Genomic DNA, 25,793 nt, shown 5'->3' with positions numbered 1-25,793 from the left:
GAAATAACTCATGAGCGAAACGGCCACCTGGCAGCCGAGCGCATCCATTCCAAACCTGCTAAAGCGCGCAGCAATTATGGCGGAGATCCGCCGCTTCTTTGCGGATCGCGGTGTCCTGGAGGTGGAAACGCCGTGCATGAGTCAGGCGACGGTCACGGATATTCATCTGGTCCCGTTTGAAACCCGTTTTGTTGGCCCAGGTCACTCTCAGGGCATGAATCTTTATCTGATGACCAGCCCGGAATACCATATGAAGCGTCTGCTGGCGGCCGGATGTGGCCCGGTCTATCAGCTGTGCCGTAGCTTCCGTAATGAAGAGATGGGCCGACACCATAATCCGGAATTCACCATGCTGGAGTGGTACCGGCCGCACTATGATATGTATCGTCTGATGAATGAAGTCGACGATCTGCTGCAACAGGTGCTCGATTGCGCGGAAGCTGAAACGCTCTCCTATCAGCAGGCCTTCCAGCGTCATCTTGAAATCGATCCGCTGTCGGCTGATAAAACACTGCTGCGTGAAGTGGCGGCAAAACTGGATTTGAGCAACGTGGCGGATACCGAAGAAGATCGCGACACGCTCCTGCAACTGCTGTTCACCTTTGGCGTTGAACCGCAGATTGGCAAAGATCGTCCGACGTTTGTCTATCACTTCCCGGCCAGCCAGGCATCACTGGCGCAGATCAGCACCGAAGATCACCGCGTGGCGGAGCGTTTTGAGGTCTATTTCAAAGGCATCGAGCTGGCGAACGGTTTTCACGAGCTGACCGACGCGCGCGAGCAGCAGCAGCGTTTCGAGCAGGATAACCGCAAGCGCAACGCACGCGGCCTGCCTCAGCAGCCAATTGATACACATCTGCTGGAAGCGCTTAAGGCCGGCCTGCCGGACTGTTCCGGCGTGGCGCTGGGTGTGGATCGTCTGGTCATGCTGGCGCTGGGTGCCGAGCAACTGGGCGATGTGATTGCCTTTACGGTCGATCGCGCCTGAAAAAATGCCGGGTGGCGCTGTGCTAACCCGGCCTACGCTCCTTATGGCAATTTTCCTTTCCATTCCCGCGTAACAACATTAAAAACTGCCACTATCTTTATACATGGGTCTTTTTCTTAATTTGACTCGGATAGCCACAATATTTGTCTGGTCATCTGCTACCATCCGCGCAGTTTAATTCCGTTTCGGATGGTTATATGTCTCACTCACTCAAAAAAATGACCCTTACCGGGCTCATCCTGATGATTTTTACGTCAGTCTTTGGCTTTGCCAACAGCCCGTCCGCATTTTATCTGATGGGCTACAGCGCAACGCCGTTTTATATCGTTTCCGCTCTGTTCTTCTTTATTCCGTTTGCGCTGATGATGGCCGAGATGGGCTCAGCTTACCGGAAAGAAGAGGGCGGCATCTATTCGTGGATGAACAACAGCGTCGGTCCGCGTTACGCGTTTATCGGTACGTTCATGTGGTTTTCATCGTATGTCGTATGGATGGTCAGCACGGCGGCTAAGGTCTGGGTGCCGTTCTCAACGTTTCTCTTCGGTGCGGATAAAACGCAGGTCTGGTCCCTGGCGGGGCTAAGTTCCACGCAGGTGGTCGGTATTCTGGCGGTATGCTGGATGGTAGGGGTCACGCTGGTGGCCTCCAAAGGCATCAACAAAATTGCCCGTATCACCGCGGTTGGCGGTATTTCTGTGATGTGCCTGAACCTGGTGCTGCTGCTGACCAGCATCGCCATTCTGTGCCTGAACGGTGGGCATTTCGCACAGGAAGTCAGCTTCGTTTCATCGCCTAATCCAGGTTACCAGTCCGGGCTGGCCATGCTCTCCTTCGTGGTGTTTGCCATTTTTGCTTACGGTGGTATTGAAGCCGTGGGCGGGCTGGTCGACAAAACAGAAAATCCCGAAAAAAACTTCGCCAAAGGCATTATCTTTGCCGCCATCGTCATTTCCATTGGTTACTCACTCGCGATTTTCCTCTGGGGCGTCAGTACAAACTGGCAGCAGGTGTTGAGCAATAACACCACTAACCTCGGCAATGTTACCTACGTGCTGATGAAAAGCCTGGGGATGACGCTGGGGAATACCCTGGATCTCGCGCCAGAAACGTCGGACACCGTGGGGATCTGGTTTGCGCGGATTACCGGTTTGTCGATGTTCCTCGCCTATACTGGTGCGTTCTTCACGCTGATCTACTCGCCGCTGAAAGCGATTATTCAGGGGACGCCAAAGGCGCTGTGGCCCGCACGTATGACTCAGCTGAATGCTGCCGGTATGCCTGCCAACGCGATGTGGATGCAGTGCCTGCTGGTATGTGTGTTTATTCTGCTGGTGTCCTTCGGCGGCGATACCGCATCGGCGTTTTATAATAAGCTGACCCTGATGGCGAATGTATCGATGACGCTTCCGTACCTGTTCCTGGCGCTGGCGTTCCCGTTCTTTAAGGCGAAGCAGGATCTGGCGCGGCCGTTTGTGATCTTCAAAACCCGCGCGGCGACGCTGCTGGCGACCACTGTCGTGGTGCTGGTCGTCGCGTTCGCCAACATCTTTACCGTCATCCAGCCCGTGATTGAGGCAAATGACTGGAATAGCACGCTGTGGATGGTTGGTGGACCGATTTTCTTCTCGCTGCTGGCAATGGGAATTTATGAGCATTACCGTCGTCGTTCGACGGCCTTTATAGCAGAAGTGGCGTAAAGGAATGCCCCCTCCCGGCAGGGAGGGGGAAAGGATTATAAACTTCCCGCCGGGCGCGTGCGCGCCGCTGACGTCAACGTTCTTCCCGTCTTACGTCCGTCCAGCGTTTCCAGACGCATCTGAAACGGTGGGAACGGCATATCAATTCCGTGCTCGCGGAATCCAGCCAGAATCAGCTGGTGGATTTCATGGCGCAGCGGCATACGATGGCCCATCTCCGCGGCATAGATACGTAGCTCGAAAATCTGGATCCCCTGCTGCAAATCTACCAGGAATACTTCCGGCGGCGGGTTGTCGATTACCAGCGAACACCGTTCAGCAGCCGTATACAGGATCTGCGTCACCTCTTCGCTGTTGGCATCCGACGGGGCGGGTACGGTCAGCACCACACGCGTGACGGAGTCAGACAGCGACCAGTTGATAAACTGCTCGGTGATAAACGCTTTGTTTGGGACGATGATCTCCTTACGGTCCCAGTCGCTGATGGTGGTGGCGCGAGTGTTGATCCTGGTGACGCTGCCGGTCAGATCGCGGATAGTTACCGTATCGCCAATTCGAATCGGCTTTTCAAACAGAATGATCAGACCAGAAACGAAGTTGGCAAAAATCTCCTGTAAACCAAAGCCCAGGCCTACGGTCAGGGCGGCAACCAGCCACTGAAGTTTTGACCATTCGATACCAATCATCGAGAAGCCAACCAGCCCACCAAACAACATGATTAAATACTTGGTGATGGTGGTGATCGCATAGCCCGTGCCGGGGGTTAAATCCAGATGCTGCAACAGCGCCAGCTCAAGTAGGGCAGGGAAGTTACGTATCAGCTGCGTGGTGATAATCAACACCAGGATCGCAATCAGCACGGCCCCTAAGGTGATGGGCTCCAGGCTTTCGACCCCCTGCACCGTGGACGTCACATCCCACAAAGAGATGTTCTCCAGGAAGCCAAACGCGGAGTGTATTTCCGACCACAGGAAGATTACCGACAGCAGGGCAACCAGCATCAGAATTGAACGTACCAGCCGCAGGGACTGGGTACTGATCGCATCCAGATCCAGTTCAACGTCATCTGCGTCTGTAGTTCCTTCGGTGCTGTTGACGTGGTTCGGCTCCTCCTCGCCCCGTGCGCGCTGGGCCAGAATTTCTGCGCGACGATGTTTGGCACGGTCAAACGCCAGACGACGACGCTGGATCAGCATGCCGCGGCGGATAACGTGGTAGACCACCAGCAGCAGGAACCAGATAGCCACCGATGTTTCCAGTCGTGCGAGCAGCGCCTGCGACGTGGCGAGATAACCGACCGCTGCGGCCAGCATCGCCGCCAGCGGTGCGCTGAGCAGCAGGTTCCACAGCAGACGGTTTAACATGTTATCGCCACTGCCGGTCTTGTCGAGATAGAGCGGTATCCCGGCGCGTTTGAGGCTGAGCGTCACCACCGCTAACGCCCCGCAGATCAGCATAAAGCACAGCCGCCCCAGCGAGCCGGAGAACTCCCGATCATTGAGGTTATCGAACATGATCAGCGCCATAATCAGCGGCACAATCAGCCCGATACTCATCAGGTAGTAACGCATCGCCCGCGCAACGCGATTACGCGGCCAGCCAAAGTGAGCGATGAACAGACCATTTGGCCGCGCAAACGTGGCGCAAATCATCACCACCCACAGCAGCGGAACGGTGGCGGTCACGCCATCGCCAATTGCGACCGCAAGCGGATAGGGCCAGGCTTCACGCAGGCCATATCCGAGCGTCATCCACAGCACCGGCAACGGAGACGCGACCAGAATTGACCAGAAAACAGTACGCAGCGTCAGCCAGAAGTGATCCTGGGTCACTTTTCCCACACGGGCACTGGAGCGCTCAAGGAAACGGGTGAAGTGACGACGGGAATAAATACTGAAGCCCACCAGAATCAGCGCCCCCAGCAGCGGGAAGATGGTCTCCTTGCTGGTTATCATCATTACGCTGGCTAGGCCCAGCTGGCTGAAGGTGTCCAGCGAAATGAGGCGGCGCAGGTCCTGAACGATCTCAATCGGCCAGGCGAAGGTCATCGGCCTTACGTCTGACGTCCAGAAAAGGTAACGGTGCGTAGCTTCGTTGACCTCTTTCAGCGCATCCTCCAGCTGGCTATTCGAGACTTTCAGCTTGGTCAGCTCCAGGATCAGCGTATCGCCCCCCTGCAACAGGGAGTTGAGCAGTTCGCGCTGAGTGCGCAGCTGTGCTTCCAGAATACGACTTTGCTCGCCGGTGAGGGGCTGTCCGTCAGCCTGACGGATCTGGCGGATTTGCGGCTGCTTGTTGAGGAGGTCTTCATAATGAAGACGCTGAACGCGCAGTTGCGCCATCTCCGTATCAAGCTGCTGCGGTTTTGGCATCTCTGGCAGACGAGCCACCTGCGCGCGTAACGCTTCGCCCAACAGGTTAGACGAGCCAAGCCACTGGGACTGTTCACGCAGCGTGTTGAGCGCCTGACGAACCTGAAGCGTTTGATTGGTCGCCTGACGCTGCTGCGAGGCGACCAAATCCATGCGCTGCGCCTGCTGATTCAGCGCGGCAGAAAGCTCGCGGTTAACCTTAAACTGGGCGACGATGCTGTCGGGCAGGTTAGCGCTGTTTTCGGCCAGTAATTCAGTGCTTTCCAGCGCACGTTCAGCTTCACGCTGGCGCTGGCTGTTGAGTTGATTTCTCAGCGCCTGAAGATACGCATCCAGCTGCTGGCTCTGCTTCTGCGCCAGCTCGGAACGCATCCGCGACAGCTCCTGGCGGTTGTTAGCGGAAAGCTGCGCCAGCTCCAGTTCATCGACCAGCGCTTTAAGTCTGGCGGATTCCGCCTGTAGACCAAGATTTTGCGCCTGATTCTGCGGTGTGCTGCCTGTCTGCGTCCCGATGCGGCGTTCCACCTCATTTAACTGACGGCGGGCATCCGTTTGCTGCTGGGGAAGCTGACTGAGGGAATCGGCAATTTCACGCGCCCGTTCCTGTTCCTGCTGCGCCAGCCGGCTTTTTTCCAGCAGCTGGCTGCTAACTTGCAGGATCTCCTGATTCAGCGCCTCGGACGTCATCCCCGCGGGGACCTGGCGTGGTTCATCGCGCAGGTTATTTAGCTGCGAACGCAGGGTCTGAGAGAGTTTGGGGAAGTTGTCGATAACCTGCTGATACTGCTGCGCGCGCTCAAGGGAACCCTTTCGTTCCTCAAGCGCGTTCAGTGCAGACTGGAGCGACTCAACGGTCTCCGGCTGAGCGGGTTTTGCCGCTTTTGCCTGCTCCAGCTCCTGGGTTATCTGTTTGGCGTCGGGAGCCGTCGCTGCGTACGCCCCCATGCTGAGGCACCAGGCCATCAGTAATACGATAATCGGGCGCACGTCAGCGATCCTTCTGTTGTTAGCCTTCGTCTTTTTTGTCGTCAACCAGCGGGCTGGCGTCGTGCTCGGCTTTGATCTCTTCTTCCGGCAACGGGGCAGGCGCAACGTCTGGTGTTGCAAAGACCTCCGTCGATACTGCCAGAGGCTGGCCGAGTTTGGTCACGGACAGGCTTGCCAGCTCGTCGACCAGGTTAACTTTGCCCGGCGCGAACAGGTTGATGACCGTTGAGCCCAGCTTGAAGCGGCCCATTTCCTGACCTTTCAGCAGGGCCACAGACCCTTCTTCTTCGCCGGCAGGCCAGGTCCAGCGCTTGATCACGCCTTCGCGTGGCGGCGTAATGGTGCCCGCCCAGACGGTTTCGATGCTGCCTACAATGGTAGCACCCACCAGAATCTGCGCCATTGGGCCAAATTCAGTGTCAAACAGGCAGATGACGCGCTCGTTACGGGCAAACAGGTTAGGAACGTTTTGCGCCGTCAGGTGGTTTACGGAGAACAGATCCCCCGGCACGTAGATCATCTCGCGCAGGATGCCGTTACACGGCATATGTACGCGGTGGTAGTCGCGTGGGGAGAGATAGGTGGTCGCGAAAGTCCCGTTACGGAACAGATCGGCCATTATGTAGTTACCGGCCAGCAGCGCTTCCAGGCTGTAGTTATGGCCTTTCGCCTGCAAAATTTTGTCGTCTTCAATTTTACCCAGCTGGCTGATCACGCCGTCCGCTGGCATCACCAGCACGTTCGGGTCGGTATTCAGCGGGCGCACTTCGTCGCGCAGCGGACGCACAAAAAATTCGTTGAAGGTGCGGTAGCTTGCCGTATCTGGCTTCTGCGCTTCTTTCATGTCGACCTTGTAGTATTTCACGAACAGGTCGATGACCAGTTTGGTCAGCCAGCCCGCTCGTTTGCTCGCGCCCCAGCCCGCCAGGCGAGTGAGCCACAGTTTCGGCAGAATGTATTGAAGCGAAAGTTTAAATGAGTTTAACAAGGTAGCCTCCAGGCCATTGTTTTGTCGTTCCTGATCCGGCATGACGCTGCCGGAACCTGAAAAAAGGGGACGATTTTAGCGACGCTTAGCTTAGTTGTCAGTTATCAGAATCAGAAAAGTTTTTACGCGTTTTTACCTGGTCCATGCTTTCGAGAATACGGTGATAATTTTCGAAACGGGTTTCCGCAATTTCACCCTTCTCCACCGCTTCGCGAATGGCGCAACCCGGATCGTTGTCATGTTTACAGTCGCGGTATTTGCAAGCGCCTAAATAGTCATGGAATTCGACAAATCCGTTAAAGATTTGTTCCGGCTCAAGATGCCAGAGACCAAATTCACGCACGCCCGGGGAGTCAATCACATCGCCGCCGTGCGGGAAGTGATAGAGACGTGAGGCGGTGGTGGTGTGCTGGCCCAGGCCCGAGACGTCAGACACATCGTTGGTCAGGATCTCCTGCTGAAGGCCGAGCAGGTTGTTAAGCAGGCTCGATTTACCCACGCCGGACTGCCCTGCAAAGATGCTGATGCGGTCGGTCAACGCATCTTCTAACGGCTTCAGGCCATCTTTGGTGCGGCTGGATACCATCAAAACGCGATAACCAATATTGCGGTAGATGTCCATCTGCTCATTCACAAAGGCCATGGCCTCGTCATCCAGCAGATCGATTTTATTCAGAACGATGAGCGGCTCAACCTGTAGCGTTTCGCAAGCCACCAGGTAACGGTCAATAATATTGAGCGAAAGCTCAGGTAAAATCGCCGAAACGATAACGATTTGGTTAATGTTGGCGGCAATGGGCTTCACGCCATCGTAGAAATCAGGACGGGTAAGTACCGATGTACGTTCATGCACGGCTTCCACGATGCCTTTAACCGTTACCCCTTCTGCCGCCTCCTTGCCTGAACGCCAGACCACGCGGTCACCGGTCACCAGTGAACGGATGGTACGACGAATATTGCAACGGTGGATATCCCCGTCGGCGGATTCGACATCGGCGTGCATGCCGAAGCGGCTAATCACAACGCCTTCTGTCGCTTCGCCAAACAGGTTGTCGTCGTAATCGGGCTTCTCCGTAGTGGTTTTAAGACGGCGCTGGTGATTTGCATTCACGCGGCGCTGCTGCCCTTTGGAGAGTTTATTTTTACTCAATCGCGCTGGCTCCTGGTCGCCCGTAGCGGGCAAAACCTTTATGATACACTCTAATTAATACTAGTTAACCTGCTACTGCCGGTTATGCGAGAAGGGTGGAAAATAACATGAGCGCGGACGAAAACAACCTGATTTGGATCGATCTGGAGATGACCGGCCTGGATCCCGAGCGCGATCGCATTATTGAGATCGCCACACTGGTCACCGATGCCAATCTCAATATTCTGGCGGAAGGCCCAACGATTGCCGTGCACCAGTCCGATGACCAGCTTGCGCTGATGGATGAGTGGAACGTGCGTACCCATACCGGCAGCGGACTGGTGGAACGCGTGAAGGCCAGCACCCTGGGTGACCGTGAAGCGGAGCTGGCGACGCTTGAATTTCTGAAGCAGTGGGTGCCGGCAGGAAAATCGCCTATCTGTGGCAACAGCATTGGTCAGGATCGGCGTTTCCTGTTTAAGTACATGCCGGAGCTGGAGTCCTATTTCCACTACCGCTACCTGGATGTGAGCACCCTGAAAGAGCTGGCCCGCCGCTGGAAACCGGAAATTCTCGACGGCTTTACAAAGCAGGGAACGCACCAGGCGATGGACGACATCCGTGAGTCCGTTGCGGAGCTGGCGTACTATCGCGAAAACTTTATTAAGCTCTGATTTTGCGATCCGGCGCCTTGCGCGGCCGGGTTTTTGTCGTTAAATTGTTCAGCTTGCCGATTAAATAAGCACTTGAACTGAATTTCAAAAAAATCGCTTTGAGGGGGGTTGCAGCTAAACGGATTTCTCGTATAATGCGCCTCCCGTAACGACAGAGAATTACGCGTTACGACAGCAACAAAAGCAGTACAAATTTGCGGGAATAGCTCAGTTGGTAGAGCACGACCTTGCCAAGGTCGGGGTCGCGAGTTCGAGTCTCGTTTCCCGCTCCAAAATTTGAAAAGTATCGTAAGATACGCCAGCACCAGAACACCCAAGCGGGAATAGCTCAGTTGGTAGAGCACGACCTTGCCAAGGTCGGGGTCGCGAGTTCGAGTCTCGTTTCCCGCTCCAAAATTTGAAAGTATCGCAAGATACGCATAGCACCAGAACACCCAAGCGGGAATAGCTCAGTTGGTAGAGCACGACCTTGCCAAGGTCGGGGTCGCGAGTTCGAGTCTCGTTTCCCGCTCCAAATTCTTCTTATCTTCCAAATTATCCACAGCGAAATGCCTCGTTGGGGACGTTTTCTATTGTTTCTGAAATACTCTTGTGAACAGAGTTATCCACAGGAATTGTGATAAAAGCAGGCTGTACAAAAAGTTAGCAGGGTGAATAATATCTTCGCAACTCGCTGTAATTCATCATGAAATTTTGATTTCAAAATGTTATTGAGATCACTTGACCTGTTTGCCAGAGCCGATGGCGCCTGAATTCTTATTTTTATTCACAGCCTGTGAATATATCACACATCCCGCGGCAGCCCTTTTTCAATCACCCTGACCAGGCGTTGCTTCTTCGGTAACTGCACTTCAACCACGCCCGCATTTCGCTTTTCAATTTGCTGCGCAATCGCCCATTCTATGTGTTCATCAAGAAGTGGGTGCTCACCTCTCCGGCTTTCGAGTGCCTGAAGATTTGCTTCATCCCACGGGGCGTTCCCCAGCGCAACGGCCACATTACGCAGCCAGCGCAGGTGACCGATGCGACGTATGGCGGAGCCTTCCGTTACCTTCAGGAACCAGGCCTCGCTCCAGGCGAACAGTTCGATTAGCTGCGGGGCATGTAACGCCTTGCGTGGACTGAAGTCTTCTTCGTCCGTTAACTGTGAATAACGGTTCCACGGGCAAATCAGCTGGCAGTCATCACAGCCGTAGATGCGGTTGCCGATAAGCGGGCGAAATTCCTCTGGAATGGCACCTTCCAGCTCGATGGTGAGATAGGATATACAGCGGCGCGCATCAACGGTATACGGTTCGACAATAGCGCCCGTTGGGCAGATGGTCATACAGGCCACACAGCGGCCACAGCCTTCTTCCACCGGACCGTCTACCGGCAGGGGTAAATCAATCAGCAGTTCACCCAGGAAAAAGAATGAGCCCGCGTCGCGGCTTAAGATAAGTGAGTGCTTACCTGTCCAGCCAAGCCCCGCTTTTTCAGCGATCGGACGCTCAAGAATAGGCGCAGAATCGACAAAGGGTCTAAAATTCAGCGAAACACAGTGCTGCTGAATGGTTTCCCCGAGCTTTTTTAGACGGTTGCGCAGAAGTTTGTGGTAATCACGTCCCAGAGCGTATCGGCTGACGTAACCCAGTGAAGGATTTTTTAGCGTGCGCGCAAAGGCCGCGTTAGCGGGCAGATAGTTCATGCGTACGCTAATGACCCGTAACGTACCCGGCAACAGCTCATGGGGGCGGGCACGCATCATACCGTGACGCGCCATCCACTCCATCTCGCCGTGGTATTGTTTATCCAGCCATGCCTGTAGCTTAGGCTCGCTGGCAGAGAGATCGGTGTCAGTAATACCGACCTTCTGGAAGCCCAGTTCAGCACCCCACTGTTTTATTTTTTGCGCTAATTCATTGAGATCGAGGGGCTGTGACATGACGGACCATACTGTGAAGAAAAACCCCGCAAGTATACCACATTCCATCTGGCATGCGGATGACCTTCGTCGGGCCGAGAAAGAGGCCGCAGACAGCATGGGCATTACCTTTTACGAACTGATGCAGCGTGCGGGCGAGGCGGCGTTTAACGTGGCGCGCATGGCTTATCCGGATGCTTCACACTATCTGATCCTGTGCGGACACGGCAATAACGGTGGCGATGGTTATGTGGTGGCTCGTCTTGCGGTGGCGGCGGGGCTGCGCGTTACCCTGCTGGCGCTGGAGAGCGACAAGCCGCTACCGGAAGAAGCTGGCATGGCCAGAGAGGCCTGGCTGAACGCGGGAGGCATCATTCATGCGCCTGATATACTCTGGCCTGAGGATGTCGATGTGATTGTGGATGGTCTGCTGGGGACGGGGCTGATGCGTGCGCCTCGCGATAGTGTCGCCACGCTGATTACGCGCGCTAATGCGCACCCCGCCCCGGTGGTGGCACTGGATATTCCCTCCGGCCTGATGGCCCAAACCGGTGCGACGCCGGGCGATGCAATCGAGGCTGCGCACACTGTGACCTTTATCGCCCTGAAGCCGGGACTGCTTACCGGCAAGGCCCGGGATGTCGTGGGTATGTTACACCACACCGCCCTGGGACTGGAAAACTGGCTGGCCGGACAGGATACTCACATAACCCGCATTGATGCCTCCCGGCTTACGCAGTGGCTGCCGCCGCGTCGGCCTACGTCCCATAAAGGCGACCATGGCCGGCTGGTCATTATTGGTGGCGACCACGGAACGGCAGGTGCGATTCGTATGACAGGAGAGGCCGCATTGCGCAGCGGCGCTGGGTTGGTGCGCGTGCTGACCCGCAGTGAAAATATTCCGCCGATAATTACCGCGCGTCCGGAATTAATGGTCCATGAGCTTACCCCCGAGACGCTCGAAGAGAGCCTTGAATGGGCCGATGTAGTGGTGATCGGTCCGGGACTTGGTCAGCAGAACTGGGGTAAAGAGGCCCTGCAAAAGGCCGAGAATTTTCGTAAACCGATGCTGTGGGATGCCGACGCGCTTAACCTTCTGGCAATAAACCCGGATAAGCGTCACAATCGCATTCTGACGCCGCACCCCGGCGAAGCCGCACGGCTGCTTAACTGTAGCGTGGCAGAAATTGAAAGCGATCGCTTACTTTCTGCCCAACGTCTGGTAAAACGTTACGGAGGTGTTGCCGTTTTGAAAGGGGCGGGGACGGTCATTGCCAGCGAGGATAAGATAGGCATTATTGATGCCGGTAATGCAGGCATGGCGAGCGGCGGCATGGGCGATGTGCTCTCTGGCATCATCGGCGCATTGCTCGGACAGAAACTCCCCCTTTATGATGCAGCCTGTGCTGGCTGCGTGGCCCACGGTGCGGCGTCTGACAGGCTGGCTGCCCGCTATGGAACGCGCGGTATGCTGGCCACCGATCTTTTTTGCACGCTGCGGCGTGTTGTTAACCCGGATGTGATTGACGTAGAAAATGACTAATCGAGCGATTCCTTTACCTGATGAACAAGCCACTCTGGATCTCGGCAAGCGCGTGGCGCAGGCCTGTCAGGGGGCGACCGTCATTTATCTGTATGGTGATTTAGGCGCGGGTAAAACAACCTTCAGCCGTGGCTTTTTGCAGGCGTTAGGCCATAACGGGAACGTAAAAAGCCCGACCTACACGCTGGTAGAACCGTACACGCTTGAAAATATCATGGTGTACCACTTTGATTTATATCGTCTTGCAGATCCTGAGGAGCTGGAATTTATGGGGATCCGCGATTACTTTGCCAACGACGCCATCTGCCTGGTGGAGTGGCCGCAACAAGGTGCGGGTGTGCTGCCTGACCCGGATGTCGAAATTCACTTAGATTACCAGGCACAAGGGCGTGAGGCGCGCATCAGTGCGGTTTCCTCATCAGGCTGTTCCTTACTGGCGCGTTTAGCCGGTTGAGCGTAGGGATAACGGGATGATTAATCGCGTTAAAGGTTGGGTGCTGGCTGCCACGGTCCTGCTGTGCGCGCAGGCCGGGGCGGCCAGCCTCTCGGATATTCAGGTGTCGAATGGCGATAGCCAGGCCCGCATTACGTTCAGCTTTATGGGCGATCCTGAATATGCTTTCTCACAAATCGACAGCCGCAGCGTGGCGCTCGATATTAAACAGACCGGGGTGATCCAGGGGCTGCCGCTCCAGTTCAGCGGCAACAATCTGGTGAAAAGCATCCGTTCGGGGACGCCGAAGGATGCGCAGTCTCTGCGTCTGGTGGTCGATCTCACCGAAAAAGGCAAAACGAAGGCGGTTAAGCAGCAAAACGGCGCGAACTATACGGTGGTCTTTACCATCAATGCTGACGTGCCGCCGCCACCACCGCCTGCACCGGTTGTGGCAAAACGCGTGGAAGCACCGGTTTATACCCCACGGCCGTCTGAGCCAGCCCGTAATCCGTTTAAATCACAAAATGACCGACTTACCGCCGTGACCAGCAGCAACACGGTGACGCGTCCGGCGGTCAGCACGCGGCGTACGCCGGTCAGTGGCGACAAAGTGATTATCGCCATCGACGCCGGACACGGCGGGCAAGATCCTGGCGCGATTGGCCCGGGCGGCACCCGGGAGAAAAACGTCACTATCGCCATTGCCCGTAAGCTGCGTGCGCTTCTGAATGACGATCCGATGTTTAAAGGGGTCATGACCCGCGACGGTGATTACTTTATTTCAGTGATGGGACGCTCGGATGTGGCGCGTAAGCAAAACGCCAACTTCCTGGTGTCGATTCACGCGGATGCTGCGCCGAACCGTAACGCCACCGGCGCGTCGGTATGGGTGCTGTCGAACCGTCGCGCCAACAGTGAAATGGCGAACTGGCTTGAAGAGCACGAGAAGCAGTCTGAACTGTTAGGCGGGGCAGGCGATGTGCTGGCAAACAGCCAGGCCGATCCGTATCTCAGCCAGGCGGTACTGGATTTACAGTTCGGTCATTCTCAGCGCGTCGGGTATGATGTCGCCACTAACGTACTGAGCCAGCTGCAAAGCATTGGATCGCTGCATAAGCGTCGCCCGGAGCATGCAAGCCTCGGCGTCCTGCGTTCGCCGGATATTCCGTCGATTCTGGTAGAGACGGGCTTTATCAGTAACCACGGTGAAGAGCGTTTACTGGGAAGCGACAGCTATCAGCAGCAAATTGCCGAAGCGATTTATAACGGTCTGCGTAAATACTTTGACGCGCATCCGCTTCAGTCTGCGCCGCAGGGTGGGGCAGCCCAGACGGCAAGCGCCGCGCTGCCGGGTGAAATGACCGCGACTAATTAAGGAGAGTTCATGCCGATTCAGGTTCTACCGCCGCAGCTCGCGAACCAAATCGCCGCCGGTGAGGTGGTGGAACGCCCTGCGTCGGTGGTGAAGGAACTGGTGGAGAATAGCCTCGATGCAGGGGCGACCCGCATTGATATTGATATCGAACGCGGGGGCGCAAAGCTTATCCGCATTCGTGACAACGGCTGTGGCATCAAAAAGGACGAGCTGGCGCTGGCGCTGGCACGTCATGCCACCAGTAAAATTGCCTCACTTGACGATCTGGAAGCGATTATCAGCCTGGGTTTTCGCGGCGAAGCGCTGGCCAGTATCAGTTCCGTTTCCCGCTTAACGTTGACCTCCCGCACGGCCGACCAGCAGGAAGCCTGGCAGGCCTACGCCGAAGGGCGCGATATGGACGTCACGGTTAAACCGGCGGCTCACCCGGTAGGCACCACGCTTGAAGTGCTGGATCTCTTCTACAACACGCCTGCCCGGCGCAAGTTTATGCGAACCGAGAAGACTGAATTCGGACATATCGACGAGATCATCCGCCGCATCGCGCTGGCGCGCTTTGATGTCACCCTTAACCTCAGCCATAACGGTAAGGTGATGCGCCAGTACCGCGCAGTGGCGGAGGGGGGGCAAAAGGAACGTCGGCTGGGGGCCATTTGTGGTACACCGTTCCTGGAAAAAGCGCTGGCCATTGAGTGGCAGCATGGCGATCTGGCCCTGCGCGGCTGGGTTGCCGATCCGAACGCCAGCAGCGCCGCGTTCGCAGAAATTCAGTATTGCTACGTCAACGGCCGCATGATGCGCGACCGCCTGATTAACCACGCTATTCGACAGGCCTGCGAAGATAAGCTCGGCGCTGAACAACAGCCCGCCTTTGTGCTTTATCTGGAGATCGACCCGCATCAGGTTGACGTTAACGTGCACCCTGCCAAGCACGAGGTGCGTTTCCACCAGTCGCGCCTGGTGCATGATTTCATCTACCAGGGCGTTGCCGCTGTATTGCAGCAGCAGGCAGAGCCCGCGTTGCCGCTGGCAAAAGAAGAGCCCGCGCCGCGGCCACTGCCGGAAAACCGCGTGGCGGCCGGGCGTAACCATTTTGCCGAACCGGCGGTCGCGCGCGAGCCGTCTGCTCCACGTTTATCCTCGGCGGGCAACGCGCCGCGACCAACCGGTGCCAACTATCCCAACGCTCAGCCGGGCTACCACAAACAGCAGGGGGCGCTGTACCGCAAACTGCTGGATACGCCAGCGGTGGAGCATAAAGAGCACATCACGGTTTCAACCCCCTCTCTGGATGGGCATAGCCAGAGTTTTGGTCGGGTATTGACCATTATTGCTCCCGATATGGCGTTGCTTGAACGCGAAGGTAAACTGCTGTTGCTGGCGCTTTCCGTGGCGGAGCGCTGGCTCAAACAGGCGCAGTTAACCCCGGGGGTAAATGCCGCCTGCGCGCAGCCGCTGTTGATCCCCGTTCGCCTGAAAATATCCCCTAAAGAAACAGAGGTTTTGCGGCGCGTGCACACGCAACTGGCCGAAATGGGGATTGAAATCGTACTGGACGCGCAGCATGTGACAATTCGCGCAGTGCCTTTACCCTTACGCCAACAAAATTTACAAAACTTGATTCCTGAACTGATAGGCTACCTGGCGCAGCAAACGACGTTTGATGCCGCCGATACCGCGCAGTGGATCGCCCGCCACCTGGCCTGCGAACATTCACCGTGGAGTATGGCGCAGGCGATTACCGTTCTGGCGGAGGTGGAACGCCTCTGTCCGCAGCTGGTGAAAACGCCACCAGGTGGCTTATTACAACCTGTTGATTTACAAACGGCGATGACCGCCCTGAAACATGACTGATGTAAGTAAGGCGAGCCTGCCAAAGGCGATTTTTTTAATGGGGCCAACGGCCTCCGGTAAAACGGCGTTAGCCATTGAGTTACGTAAAGTTTTGCCAGTAGAGTTGATTAGCGTTGATTCAGCCCTCATTTACCGAGGGATGGACATCGGCACGGCGAAGCCCAACGCAGACGAACTGCGTGCGGCACCGCACCGTTTACTGGATATTCTCGACCCGGCGCAGGCTTACTCCGCGGCAGATTTTCGCCGCGACGCCTTAGCCGAAATGGCCGAGATTACCGCCGCGGGACGCATACCGCTGTTGGTTGGCGGCACGATGCTCTACTTTAAGGCGCTGCTGGAGGGGTTATCGCCCCTGCCATCGGCCGATCCGGAAGTGAGAGCGAAGATTGAGCGGCAGGCGGCAGAGCAGGGGTGGGACGTTTTGCACAGGCAACTGGAAGAGATTGACCCGGTTGCCGCAGCGCGGATCCACCCAAACGATCCGCAAAGGCTTTCCCGGGCACTGGAAGTTTTTTTCATTTCGGGTAAAACTTTAACGGAACTGACGCAAACGTCAGGAGACGCTCTGCCGTATCAGGTGCATCAGTTCGCCATCGCCCCGGCGAGCCGTGAACTGCTCCATCAACGAATTGAGCAGCGTTTTCATCAGATGTTGGCTTCAGATTTTGAAGCAGAAGTGCGGGCGCTTTTTGCCCGTGGAGATTTGCATACGGACATGCCTTCCATTCGTTGTGTGGGATACCGCCAGATGTGGTCGTATCTTGAAGGTGAGATTTCATACGATGAAATGGTTTATCGAGGTGTTTGCGCCACGAGACAGTTAGCGAAGCGCCAGATCACCTGGTTGCGCGGTTGGGAGGGGGTTCACTGGTTAGACAGTGAAAAACCACAACAGGCGTTAAACGAAGTGATTGAGGTTGTTGGTGATATCGCTGACTGAATGTGTACAATTAAGCCGTATCGTGCGCAATTTTTCAGAATCGCAAGGTTCTAAGTACAAAACAAGCATATAAGGAAAAGATAGAATGGCTAAGGGGCAATCTTTACAAGATCCGTTCCTGAACGCATTGCGTCGGGAGCGTGTTCCAGTTTCTATTTATTTGGTGAATGGTATTAAGCTGCAAGGTCAGATTGAGTCTTTCGATCAGTTCGTGATCCTGTTGAAAAACACGGTCAGCCAGATGGTCTATAAGCACGCGATTTCTACTGTTGTTCCGTCCCGTCCGGTATCTCATCACAGCAATAACGCTGGCGGCGGCACTGGCAGTAACTACCATCACGGCAGCAACGCGCAGGGTTCTTCAACACCAGCGCAGGACAGCGAAGAAACCGAATAAGGTTTTGGGCTGTTATCCACACGGGGAGCCAGGGATCCTGCGTTCCCCGCTGATCTTTTTAGAGAGGTTTACGCTTGTTTGACCGTTATGACGCCGGTGAGCAGGCGGTGCTGGTACACATCTATTTTTCGCAAGACAAAGATATGGAAGACCTCCAGGAGTTTGAATCTCTGGTCTCTTCCGCCGGTGTCGAAGCAATGCAGGTGATTACCGGTAGCCGTAAAGCGCCGCACCCGAAGTACTTTGTTGGTGAAGGTAAAGCAGTTGAAATTGCGGATGCCGTAAAAGCAACCGGCGCATCCGTTGTGCTGTTTGATCATGCGCTGTCTCCGGCTCAGGAACGTAACCTGGAAGCTCTTTGCGAATGCCGTGTTATCGATCGCACGGGGTTGATCTTAGATATTTTTGCTCAGCGTGCGCGTACCCACGAGGGTAAGTTGCAGGTTGAGCTGGCGCAGCTGCGTCATCTGGCGACGCGTCTGGTGCGTGGCTGGACACACCTTGAAAGACAAAAAGGCGGGATTGGTTTGCGCGGCCCGGGTGAAACCCAGCTCGAAACCGACCGCCGTTTGCTGCGTGGGCGTATAACCCAGATCCTTTCACGTCTGGAACGTGTAGAGAAACAGCGCGAACAGGGGCGTCGGGCGCGAACGAAAGCCGATATCCCAACGGTGTCGCTGGTGGGCTATACCAACGCCGGTAAATCCACCCTGTTTAACCAGATAACCGAGGCCCAGGTGTATGCCGCAGACCAGCTGTTTGCGACCCTGGACCCAACCCTGCGCCGTATTGACGTCGCAGACGTCGGTGAAACGGTGCTGGCGGATACCGTAGGGTTTATCCGCCATCTGCCGCACGATCTGGTGGCGGCATTTAAAGCAACGTTGCAGGAGACGCGTCAGGCGACCCTGCTGCTGCATGTGATTGATGCGGCTGACGTACGCGTGCAGGAGAACATCGACGCGGTGAACGTGGTACTCGAAGAGATTGATGCCCACGAAATCCCAACGCTGTTGGTGATGAACAAGATCGATATGCTGGACGATTTCGAACCGCGTATTGATCGAGATGAAGAGAACAAACCGATTCGGGTCTGGCTGTCTGCTCAGGCCGGGATTGGTGTGCCACTGCTTTTCCAGGCTTTGACAGAACGTCTTTCCGGTGAGGTAGCTCAGCACACGCTGCGACTGCCGCCACAGGAAGGCAGGCTGCGCAGCCGGTTTTATCAGCTTCAGGCGATAGAAAAAGAGTGGATGGAGGATGACGGCAGCGTGGGGATGCAGGTGCGTATGCCGATCGTTGACTGGCGTCGCCTCTGTAAACAAGAACCTGCGCTGGCGGACTATATCGTCTGATCAGAAAGGGGAAGCCTGAAAAATTCGCCCTTGCATAACAAATATGGAGCATATACATGGCGTGGAATCAGCCCGGTAATAACGGACAAGACCGCGACCCGTGGGGAAGCAGCAATAATCAAGGCGGCAACTCTGGGGGAAATGGCAACAAAGGTGGTCGCGAGCAGGGGCCGCCGGATCTGGATGATATCTTCCGCAAGCTGAGCAAAAAGCTTGGTGGCCTTGGCGGAGGAAAAGGTTCTGGCTCGGGTGGCAATTCCACTCAGAGTCCGCGCCCGCCAATGGGTGGCCGCGTGGTGGGCATTGTCGCCGCTGCGGTGGTAATCATCTGGGCAGCCAGCGGGTTCTACACCATTAAAGAAGCAGAACGCGGCGTGGTCACCCGTTTCGGTAAGTTCAGCCATCTGGTTGAGCCCGGCCTGAACTGGAAGCCGACCTTCATTGATGACGTGACCGCGGTTAACGTGGAGTCCGTCCGTGAACTGGCCGCTTCTGGCGTGATGCTGACCTCTGACGAGAACGTGGTGCGCGTTGAGATGAACGTGCAGTACCGCGTGACCGATCCTGAACGTTATCTGTTTAGCGTGACCAGCGCCGATGACAGCCTGCGTCAGGCGACCGACAGCGCCCTGCGCGGTGTGATCGGCAAATACACCATGGACCGCATTCTGACCGAAGGTCGTACCGTTATTCGTAGCGATACCCAGCGTGAGCTGGAAGAGACCATCCGTCCGTACAACATGGGTATCACCCTGCTGGACGTCAACTTCCAGGCTGCACGTCCGCCGGAAGAGGTGAAAGCCGCGTTTGACGATGCGATTGCCGCGCGTGAAAACGAACAGCAGTACATCCGTGAAGCGGAAGCGTACACCAACGAAGTTCAGCCGCGTGCAAACGGTCAGGCGCAGCGTATTCTGGAAGAAGCGCGTGCGTATAAGACCCAGACCATCCTGGAAGCACAGGGTGAGGTGGCTCGCTTCGCGAAGATCCTGCCGGAATATAAAGCCGCGCCGGAAATTACCCGTGAGCGTCTTTATATCGAGACCATGGAAAAAGTGCTGAGCCATACGCGTAAAGTGCTGGTTAACGACAACAAAGGCGGAAACCTGATGGTTCTGCCGCTGGATCAGATGCTAAAAGGCGGTTCTGCACCGGCAGCAAAAGACAACAGCGGTGCGAATAACCTGCTGCGTCTGCCGCCAGCCTCGTCTGGCAGCGCCAGCGCGAACACAACGCCTTCTTCGAACGATGGTGACATTATGGACCAACGCCGTGCTAACGCGCAGCGTAACGACTACCAGCGTCAGGGGGAATAAGGATGCGTAAGTCAGTTATTGCGATCATCGTCATCGTACTGGTCGTGCTGTATACCTCGATCTTTGTGGTGAAAGAGGGTGAGCGTGGGATCAAGTTCCAGTTCAGCAGCGTCGTGCGTGACGGCGACAAGCGTCCGGTAATTTACGAGCCGGGCCTGCACTTCAAGATCCCATTCATTCAGTCAGTGAAAACGCTTGATGCGCGTATCCAGACTATGGATAACCAGGCCGATCGTTTCGTGACCAAAGAGAAAAAAGACCTGATCGTTGATTCTTATATCAAATGGCGCATCAGTGATTTCAGCCGCTACTTCCTGGCAACCGGGGGTGGCGATGTTTCTCAGGCAGAAGTGCTGCTGAAACGTAAGTTCTCTGACCGTCTGCGTTCTGAAATTGGTCGTCTGGATGTGAAAGACATCGTGACCGACTCCCGCGGTCGTTTGACGCTGGAAGTGCGTGATGCGCTGAACTCGGGTTCTGCGGGCACCGAGGATGAAGTTGAAACCCCGGCGGCAGACGATGCGATTGCCAAAGCGGCTGAACGTGTTCAGGCTGAAACCAACGGTAAAGTGCCGGTGATCAACCCGAACAGTATGGCGGCACTGGGTATCGAGGTGGTTGACGTGCGTATCAAGCAGATCAACCTGCCAGCGGAAGTGTCCGAGGCGATCTACAACCGTATGCGCGCCGAGCGTGAAGCGGTAGCCCGTCGTCACCGTTCACAGGGTCAGGAAGAAGCGGAAAAACTGCGTGCCGCAGCGGACTACGAAGTGACTAAGACTCTCGCAGAGTCTGAGCGTCAGGGGCGTATCCTGCGCGGTGAAGGTGATGCGGAAGCCGCGAAGCTGTTCGCCGATGCGTTCAGCCAGGATCCAGACTTCTACGCCTTTATCCGTAGCCTGCGTGCTTACGAGAATAGCTTCCAGAGCAACCAGGACGTGATGGTGCTCAGCCCGGACAGCGATTTCTTCCGTTATATGAAGACGCCGACCAACGCAACGCGATAAACTCAGGCTCGTTTGAGTATTCAAACCACCGCTCCCCACGGAGCGGTGGTTTTCTTTTATAAGGATGAAAAATGAATTCCACCATCTGGCTTGCACTGGCCCTGGTTCTGGTGCTGGAAGGCCTCGGCCCGATGCTCTATCCCCGCGCATGGCGTCGGATGATCGCCACGATGAGCCAACTGCCGGATAATATTTTGCGTCGTTTTGGCGGCGGTCTTGTGGTTGCCGGTATCGTTATCTACTACATGTTGAGGAAAACGATTGGCTGATCAAAAACTAACCGCAATTGGCATATTTTAGGGTCAAAAAGTGCTGTATATCTGAAAAAGCGATGGTAGAATCCATTTTTAAGCAAACGGTGATTTTGAAAAAAATGGGTAACAACGTCGTCGTACTGGGCACCCAATGGGGTGACGAAGGTAAAGGGAAGATTGTTGATCTTCTGACTGAACGGGCTAAATATGTTGTACGCTACCAGGGCGGTCACAACGCAGGCCATACTCTCGTAATCAACGGTGAAAAAACCGTCCTCCATCTTATTCCATCAGGCATTCTTCGCGAAAACGTCACCAGCATCATCGGTAACGGCGTTGTGCTGTCTCCTGCTGCGCTGATGAAAGAGATGAAAGGTCTGGAAGACCGTGGTATCCCTGTTCGTGAGCGTCTGCTGCTCTCCGAAGCTTGCCCGCTGATCCTGGATTATCACGTGGCGCTGGACGTGGCGCGTGAAAAAGCGCGTGGCGCGAAAGCGATCGGCACCACCGGTCGTGGTATCGGCCCGGCTTACGAAGATAAAGTTGCACGTCGCGGTCTTCGCGTGGGCGACCTCTTTGACAAAGCCACCTTCGCTGAAAAACTGAAAGAAGTGATGGAATATCACAACTTCCAGCTTGTGAACTTCTACAAAGCCGAAGCCGTTGACTACCAGAAAGTGCTGGATGACGTCATGGCGATTGCCGACATTCTGACCGGTATGGTTGTTGATGTGTCCGATCTGCTGGACCAGGCGCGCAAGCGTGGCGATTTCGTCATGTTTGAAGGTGCGCAGGGTACGCTGCTGGACATCGACCACGGTACCTATCCGTACGTAACGTCCTCTAACACCACCGCGGGTGGCGTGGCAACCGGCTCTGGCCTGGGCCCGCGTTATGTCGATTACGTTCTGGGCATCATCAAAGCGTACTCCACTCGCGTGGGTGCAGGTCCATTCCCGACCGAACTGTTTGATGAGACCGGCGAGTTCCTCTGCAAGCAGGGTAACGAGTTTGGCGCGACCACCGGTCGTCGTCGTCGTACCGGCTGGCTGGACGCGGTTGCCGTGCGTCGTGCCGTGCAGATCAACTCCCTGTCTGGCTTCTGCCTGACCAAGCTGGACGTACTGGACGGCCTGAAAGAAGTGAAAATCTGCGTAGGCTACCGTATGCCAGATGGCCGCGAAGTGACCACCACTCCGCTGGCTGCTGACGACTGGGAAGGCATTGAGCCAATCTACGAAACCATGCCGGGCTGGTCTGAGACCACCTTCGGTGTGAAAGAGCGTAGTGGCCTGCCAAAAGCCGCGCTGGACTACATTAAACGTATTGAAGAACTGACTGAAGTGCCGATCGATATTATTTCTACCGGCCCGGATCGTACTGAAACGATGATCCTGCGCGACCCGTTCGACGCATAATCTTCGTGACTGCTGGCCTGCGGGGAGACCCGTAGGCCGGATAAGCATAGCGCCACCCGGCGACCGCTCCTGGATCTCCGCTTTTTCGCCCCGTCTGTCAAATAAATTAGCCGCTAACTATCTGGCTGGTTTATCATCATTAATGAATATCTCTGCGGTTTGACCGCGTTTTCCCTTTTTCCTGAGGTTGATGTGCAGTTAACAAGTTTCACCGATTACGGCTTACGCGCGCTGATTTACATGGCGTCGTTACCCGATGGGAAGATGACCAGTATCTCTGAAGTTACAGAGGTGTACGGTGTGTCCCGTAATCATATGGTCAAAATAATCAATCAACTTAGCCGTGCCGGATACGTTGCTGCCGTCCGCGGGAAGAATGGAGGGATCCGTCTCGGTAAACCGGCACAGAGTATCCGTATTGGCGATGTGGTACGTGAACTGGAGCCGCTCTCTCTGGTGAACTGTAGCAGCGCGTTCTGCCACATTACGCCCGCCTGCCGCCTGAAACAGGCGCTTTCAAAGGCCGTGCAAAGTTTTCTCAAGGAACTGGATAACTACACGCTGGCCGATTTGGTTGAAGAGAATCAACCGCTTTATAAATTATTGCTGGTGGAATGAAGAAAATTTCCACCGGAGCTGACAACGGAGGAACCGACATGTCACACGATCCTTTCCAGGAACGCGAAGCCGAAAAATACGCGAATCCTATCCCCAGCCGCGAGTTCATCATCGAACACTTAACAAAACGCGAAAAACCCGCCAATCGTGAAGAACTTGCCGTTGAATTAAACATTGAAGGTGAAGAGCAAATTGAAGCCCTTCGCCGCCGCCTGCGCGCCATGGAGCGCGACGGGCAGCTGGTCTTTACCCGCCGTCAGTGCTACGCGCTGCCAGAACGCCTCGATCTGCTGAAAGGTACCGTTATAGGCCATCGTGATGGTTTTGGTTTCCTGCGCGTGGAAGGCCGTAAAGACGACCTGTACCTCTCATCCGAACAGATGAAAATGTGTATTCACGGCGACCAGATCCTGGCGCAGCCGCTGGGTGCAGACCGTAAAGGCCGCCGCGAAGCGCGCGTGGTACGCGTGCTGGTGCCGAAAACCAGCCAGATTGTTGGTCGTTACTTTACCGACGCGGGCGTTGGCTTCGTCGTGCCGGACGATAGCCGTCTGAGCTTCGACATCCTGATCCCACCTGAAGAGGTGATGGGCGCACGCATGGGCTTTGTGGTGGTGGTGGAACTTACCCAGCGCCCAACTCGTCGCACCAAAGCGGTGGGTAAAATCGTCGAAGTGCTGGGCGATAACATGGGCACCGGCATGGCCGTCGATATGGCGCTGCGCACCCATGAAATTCCGTACGTCTGGCCGAAAGCGGTTGACGATCAGATTGAAAACCTGCGTGAAGAAGTGCCGGAAGAGTCCAAAGCAGGCCGCGTGGATCTGCGCTCCCTGCCGCTGGTCACCATTGATGGTGAAGACGCCCGCGACTTCGATGATGCCGTATATTGTGAGAAAAAACGCGGAGGCGGCTGGCGTCTGTGGGTGGCCATCGCGGATGTGAGCTATTACGTGCGTCCACACACGCCGCTGGATAACGAAGCGCGCAGCCGCGGGACGTCGGTCTACTTCCCGTCGCAGGTTGTACCGATGCTGCCAGAAGTGCTCTCTAACGGCCTCTGTTCCCTCAATCCGCAGGTGGACCGCCTGTGTATGGTCTGCGAAATGACCATCTCCAGCAAGGGACGTCTGACGGGCTATAAGTTCTACGAAGCGGTAATGAGTTCCCATGCGCGCCTGACCTACACCAAGGTCTGGCATATGTTGCAGGGGGATCAGGATCTGCGCGAACAGTACGCGCCGCTGGTTAAACACATTGAAGAGCTGCACAACCTCTACAAAACGCTGGATCAGGCGCGAGAAGAGCGCGGTGGGATCTCGTTTGAGAGTGAAGAGGCGAAGTTTATCTTTAACGCTGAGCGTCGTATCGAGCGTATTGAGCAGACTCAGCGTAACGACGCGCACAAGCTAATTGAAGAGTGTATGATCCTGGCGAACATCTCGGCGGCACGTTTCGTTGAGAAAGCCAAAGAGCCTGCGCTGTTCCGTATTCACGACAAGCCAACCACGGAAGCCGTAACCTCGTTCCGCTCCGTGCTGGCTGAACTCGGCCTGGAGCTGCCGGGCGGTAATAAGCCTGAGCCACGCGATTACGCCGAGCTGCTGGAATCCATCAGCGATCGTCCTGACGCGGAAATGCTGCAAACCATGCTGCTGCGCTCCATGAAACAGGCGATTTACGATCCGGAAAATCGGGGCCACTTTGGTCTGGCGTTACAATCGTATGCCCACTTTACCTCGCCGATCCGCCGTTATCCGGACCTGTCCTTGCACCGTGCGATCAAGTATCTGCTGGCGCACGAGCAGGGTCATAAAGGCAACACGACCGAAACCGGAGGGTATCACTACTCCATGGAAGAGATGCTGCAACTGGGCCAGCACTGTTCCATGACCGAGCGTCGTGCGGATGAAGCGACGCGCGACGTGGCGGACTGGCTGAAGTGTGACTTTATGCTGGATCAGGTGGGTAATGTCTTTAAAGGCGTGATTGCCAGCGTCACCGGCTTTGGCTTCTTCGTGCGTCTGGACGAGCTGTTTATCGACGGCCTGGTGCACGTTTCCAGCCTCGATAACGACTACTACCGCTTCGATCAGGTCGGACAACGTCTGATCGGCGAATCCGGTGGTCAGACCTACCGTCTGGGCGATCGGGTGGAAGTGAAGGTTGAAGCCGTAAATATGGACGACCGTAAAATCGACTTCAGCCTCATCTCCAGCGAGCGTGCTCCGCGTAACGTCGGAAAAACCGAGCGTGAGAAAGCGAAAAAAGGCGGCAACGCGAAAGCGGGCGGCAAGCGACGTCAGGCAGGTAAAAGAGTAAACTTTGAGCCAGACAGCGCTTTCCGTGGCGAGAAGAAACAGAAGCCTAAGGCGGCAAAAAAAGACGCCCGTAAAGCGAAAAAACCGTCGACCAAGACCCAAAAAATAGCGGCCGCGACCAAAGCGAAGCGCGCGGCGAAGAAACAGCAGGCGGAGTAATTTCCCCTCACCCTGACCCTCTCCCTGACAGGGAGAGGGTAAATATTTATTACGAGAAC

20 protein-coding genes and 3 tRNA genes are annotated in these 25,793 nt (G+C 55.7%); 19 read left to right on the top strand and 4 right to left on the bottom strand.

The features are described 5' to 3' along the window. Positions 1-10 precede the first annotated feature (10 nt). Both epmA and yjeM read left to right on the top strand, forming a co-directional pair. The gene (epmA, locus tag G6Q29_RS09425; protein WP_165465385.1) at positions 11-988 is read left to right on the top strand and encodes an elongation factor P--(R)-beta-lysine ligase; all 978 of its coding nucleotides are present in this window, start codon (positions 11-13) and stop codon (positions 986-988) included. Between the two features lie 197 nt (positions 989-1,185). Then, positions 1,186-2,685, top strand: coding sequence for a glutamate/gamma-aminobutyrate family transporter YjeM (yjeM, locus tag G6Q29_RS09420; protein WP_165465384.1), 1,500 nt, complete (start codon positions 1,186-1,188; stop codon positions 2,683-2,685). Between the two features lie 35 nt (positions 2,686-2,720). Here yjeM and mscM read toward each other — a convergent pair whose 3' ends face one another. The 3 genes from mscM to rsgA all read right to left on the bottom strand — a co-directional run bounded on the left by mscM (position 2,721) and on the right by rsgA (position 8,182). Beyond that, complete coding sequence (mscM, locus tag G6Q29_RS09415) at positions 2,721-6,044, bottom strand: miniconductance mechanosensitive channel MscM (RefSeq protein WP_165465383.1); 3,324 nt, start codon at positions 6,042-6,044, stop codon at positions 2,721-2,723. 19 nt (positions 6,045-6,063) lie between these two features. Beyond that, positions 6,064-7,032, bottom strand: coding sequence for an archaetidylserine decarboxylase (asd, locus tag G6Q29_RS09410; RefSeq protein WP_165465382.1), 969 nt, complete (start codon positions 7,030-7,032; stop codon positions 6,064-6,066). A gap of 97 nt (positions 7,033-7,129) precedes the next feature. After that, a complete protein-coding gene (gene rsgA / locus G6Q29_RS09405) occupies positions 7,130-8,182 on the bottom strand; it encodes a small ribosomal subunit biogenesis GTPase RsgA (protein WP_207309784.1) in 1,053 nt (350 codons plus the stop codon). 107 nt (positions 8,183-8,289) lie between these two features. Between rsgA and orn the strand changes: the two genes are divergently transcribed. The 4 genes from orn (at position 8,290) to G6Q29_RS09385 (ending at position 9,349) form a co-directional block, all read left to right on the top strand. Further along, positions 8,290-8,835, top strand: a complete 546-nt coding sequence (gene orn / locus G6Q29_RS09400; RefSeq protein WP_003855965.1) for an oligoribonuclease — start codon at positions 8,290-8,292, stop codon at positions 8,833-8,835. A 196-nt stretch (positions 8,836-9,031) separates the two neighbouring features. Continuing rightward, positions 9,032-9,107: transfer RNA gene (locus G6Q29_RS09395), tRNA-Gly, on the top strand. Positions 9,108-9,152: 45 nt separating this feature from the next. Further along, positions 9,153-9,228: transfer RNA gene (locus G6Q29_RS09390), tRNA-Gly, on the top strand. A 45-nt stretch (positions 9,229-9,273) separates the two neighbouring features. Next, positions 9,274-9,349, top strand: a tRNA-Gly gene (locus G6Q29_RS09385). Between the two features lie 270 nt (positions 9,350-9,619). On the opposite strand, the gene queG is transcribed toward G6Q29_RS09385, so the two are convergent. Continuing rightward, on the bottom strand, positions 9,620-10,759 hold the full coding sequence (queG, locus tag G6Q29_RS09380; protein ID WP_015572463.1) for a tRNA epoxyqueuosine(34) reductase QueG: 1,140 nt from the start codon (positions 10,757-10,759) through the stop codon (positions 9,620-9,622). Here queG and nnr point away from each other — a divergent pair. The 13 genes from nnr to rnr all read left to right on the top strand — a co-directional run bounded on the left by nnr (position 10,758) and on the right by rnr (position 25,734). Next, positions 10,758-12,281 (top strand): bifunctional ADP-dependent NAD(P)H-hydrate dehydratase/NAD(P)H-hydrate epimerase, encoded by a 1,524-nt coding sequence (gene nnr / locus G6Q29_RS09375; protein WP_165465380.1) that lies wholly within the window; start codon positions 10,758-10,760, stop codon positions 12,279-12,281. The two genes, queG and nnr, sit on opposite strands and share 2 nt — an antisense overlap. Next, positions 12,274-12,735 (top strand): tRNA (adenosine(37)-N6)-threonylcarbamoyltransferase complex ATPase subunit type 1 TsaE, encoded by a 462-nt coding sequence (gene tsaE / locus G6Q29_RS09370; RefSeq protein WP_003855970.1) that lies wholly within the window; start codon positions 12,274-12,276, stop codon positions 12,733-12,735. Before nnr ends, tsaE begins: the two co-directional genes overlap by 8 nt. A 16-nt stretch (positions 12,736-12,751) precedes the next feature. Then, complete coding sequence (gene amiB, locus G6Q29_RS09365; RefSeq protein WP_165465379.1) at positions 12,752-14,092, top strand: N-acetylmuramoyl-L-alanine amidase AmiB; 1,341 nt, start codon at positions 12,752-12,754, stop codon at positions 14,090-14,092. A 9-nt stretch (positions 14,093-14,101) separates the two neighbouring features. Continuing rightward, positions 14,102-15,946: a DNA mismatch repair endonuclease MutL gene (gene mutL / locus G6Q29_RS09360; RefSeq protein ID WP_165465378.1), complete on the top strand. Its 1,845-nt coding sequence runs from the start codon at positions 14,102-14,104 to the stop codon at positions 15,944-15,946. Further along, complete coding sequence (miaA, locus tag G6Q29_RS09355; protein ID WP_165465377.1) at positions 15,939-16,889, top strand: tRNA (adenosine(37)-N6)-dimethylallyltransferase MiaA; 951 nt, start codon at positions 15,939-15,941, stop codon at positions 16,887-16,889. The genes mutL and miaA overlap by 8 nt, the downstream gene beginning before the upstream one ends. Positions 16,890-16,974: 85 nt before the next feature. Continuing rightward, positions 16,975-17,286, top strand: coding sequence for an RNA chaperone Hfq (gene hfq / locus G6Q29_RS09350; protein WP_003855990.1), 312 nt, complete (start codon positions 16,975-16,977; stop codon positions 17,284-17,286). A gap of 74 nt (positions 17,287-17,360) precedes the next feature. Further along, positions 17,361-18,641, top strand: a complete 1,281-nt coding sequence (gene hflX / locus G6Q29_RS09345) for a ribosome rescue GTPase HflX (RefSeq protein WP_003855991.1) — start codon at positions 17,361-17,363, stop codon at positions 18,639-18,641. A 56-nt stretch (positions 18,642-18,697) separates the two neighbouring features. Further along, positions 18,698-19,957, top strand: a complete 1,260-nt coding sequence (hflK, locus tag G6Q29_RS09340; RefSeq protein ID WP_003855992.1) for an FtsH protease activity modulator HflK — start codon at positions 18,698-18,700, stop codon at positions 19,955-19,957. A 2-nt stretch (positions 19,958-19,959) separates the two neighbouring features. Continuing rightward, positions 19,960-20,964 carry a protease modulator HflC gene (hflC, locus tag G6Q29_RS09335; protein WP_165465376.1) on the top strand — a complete coding sequence of 335 codons (1,005 nt, stop codon included), beginning with the start codon at positions 19,960-19,962 and terminating at the stop codon, positions 20,962-20,964. Between the two features lie 71 nt (positions 20,965-21,035). Beyond that, complete coding sequence (locus G6Q29_RS09330) at positions 21,036-21,233, top strand: DUF2065 domain-containing protein (RefSeq protein WP_003855996.1); 198 nt, start codon at positions 21,036-21,038, stop codon at positions 21,231-21,233. 104 nt (positions 21,234-21,337) lie between these two features. Further along, positions 21,338-22,636 (top strand): adenylosuccinate synthase, encoded by a 1,299-nt coding sequence (locus G6Q29_RS09325; protein WP_003855997.1) that lies wholly within the window; start codon positions 21,338-21,340, stop codon positions 22,634-22,636. Positions 22,637-22,828: 192 nt separating this feature from the next. Continuing rightward, the gene (gene nsrR / locus G6Q29_RS09320) at positions 22,829-23,254 is read left to right on the top strand and encodes a nitric oxide-sensing transcriptional repressor NsrR (protein ID WP_003855998.1); all 426 of its coding nucleotides are present in this window, start codon (positions 22,829-22,831) and stop codon (positions 23,252-23,254) included. A gap of 38 nt (positions 23,255-23,292) precedes the next feature. Then, positions 23,293-25,734 (top strand): ribonuclease R, encoded by a 2,442-nt coding sequence (gene rnr / locus G6Q29_RS09315; protein WP_165465375.1) that lies wholly within the window; start codon positions 23,293-23,295, stop codon positions 25,732-25,734. The last annotated feature ends 59 nt before the right edge of the window (positions 25,735-25,793 follow it).

It is taken from the genome of Enterobacter cloacae (assembly GCF_011078175.1).
GTDB lineage: Bacteria > Pseudomonadota > Gammaproteobacteria > Enterobacterales > Enterobacteriaceae > Enterobacter > Enterobacter cloacae_Q.
This window is presented reverse-complemented; position numbering and strand designations above follow the sequence as displayed.

Excerpts from the sequence above, each read along its gene's own strand:
- epmA (WP_165465385.1), top strand. The coding sequence starts at position 11 with ATGAGCGAAACGGCCACCTGGCAGCCGAGCGCATCCATTCCAAACCTG.
- yjeM (WP_165465384.1), top strand. The coding sequence starts at position 1,186 with ATGTCTCACTCACTCAAAAAAATGACCCTTACCGGGCTCATCCTGATG.
- orn (WP_003855965.1), top strand. The coding sequence starts at position 8,290 with ATGAGCGCGGACGAAAACAACCTGATTTGGATCGATCTGGAGATGACC.
- nnr (WP_165465380.1), top strand. The coding sequence starts at position 10,758 with ATGACGGACCATACTGTGAAGAAAAACCCCGCAAGTATACCACATTCC.
- queG (WP_015572463.1), bottom strand. The coding sequence starts at position 10,759 with ATGTCACAGCCCCTCGATCTCAATGAATTAGCGCAAAAAATAAAACAG.
- tsaE (WP_003855970.1), top strand. The coding sequence starts at position 12,274 with ATGACTAATCGAGCGATTCCTTTACCTGATGAACAAGCCACTCTGGAT.
- amiB (WP_165465379.1), top strand. The coding sequence starts at position 12,752 with ATGATTAATCGCGTTAAAGGTTGGGTGCTGGCTGCCACGGTCCTGCTG.
- mutL (WP_165465378.1), top strand. The coding sequence starts at position 14,102 with ATGCCGATTCAGGTTCTACCGCCGCAGCTCGCGAACCAAATCGCCGCC.
- miaA (WP_165465377.1), top strand. The coding sequence starts at position 15,939 with ATGACTGATGTAAGTAAGGCGAGCCTGCCAAAGGCGATTTTTTTAATG.
- hfq (WP_003855990.1), top strand. The coding sequence starts at position 16,975 with ATGGCTAAGGGGCAATCTTTACAAGATCCGTTCCTGAACGCATTGCGT.
- hflK (WP_003855992.1), top strand. The coding sequence starts at position 18,698 with ATGGCGTGGAATCAGCCCGGTAATAACGGACAAGACCGCGACCCGTGG.
- hflC (WP_165465376.1), top strand. The coding sequence starts at position 19,960 with ATGCGTAAGTCAGTTATTGCGATCATCGTCATCGTACTGGTCGTGCTG.
- G6Q29_RS09330 (WP_003855996.1), top strand. The coding sequence starts at position 21,036 with ATGAATTCCACCATCTGGCTTGCACTGGCCCTGGTTCTGGTGCTGGAA.
- G6Q29_RS09325 (WP_003855997.1), top strand. The coding sequence starts at position 21,338 with ATGGGTAACAACGTCGTCGTACTGGGCACCCAATGGGGTGACGAAGGT.
- rnr (WP_165465375.1), top strand. The coding sequence starts at position 23,293 with ATGTCACACGATCCTTTCCAGGAACGCGAAGCCGAAAAATACGCGAAT.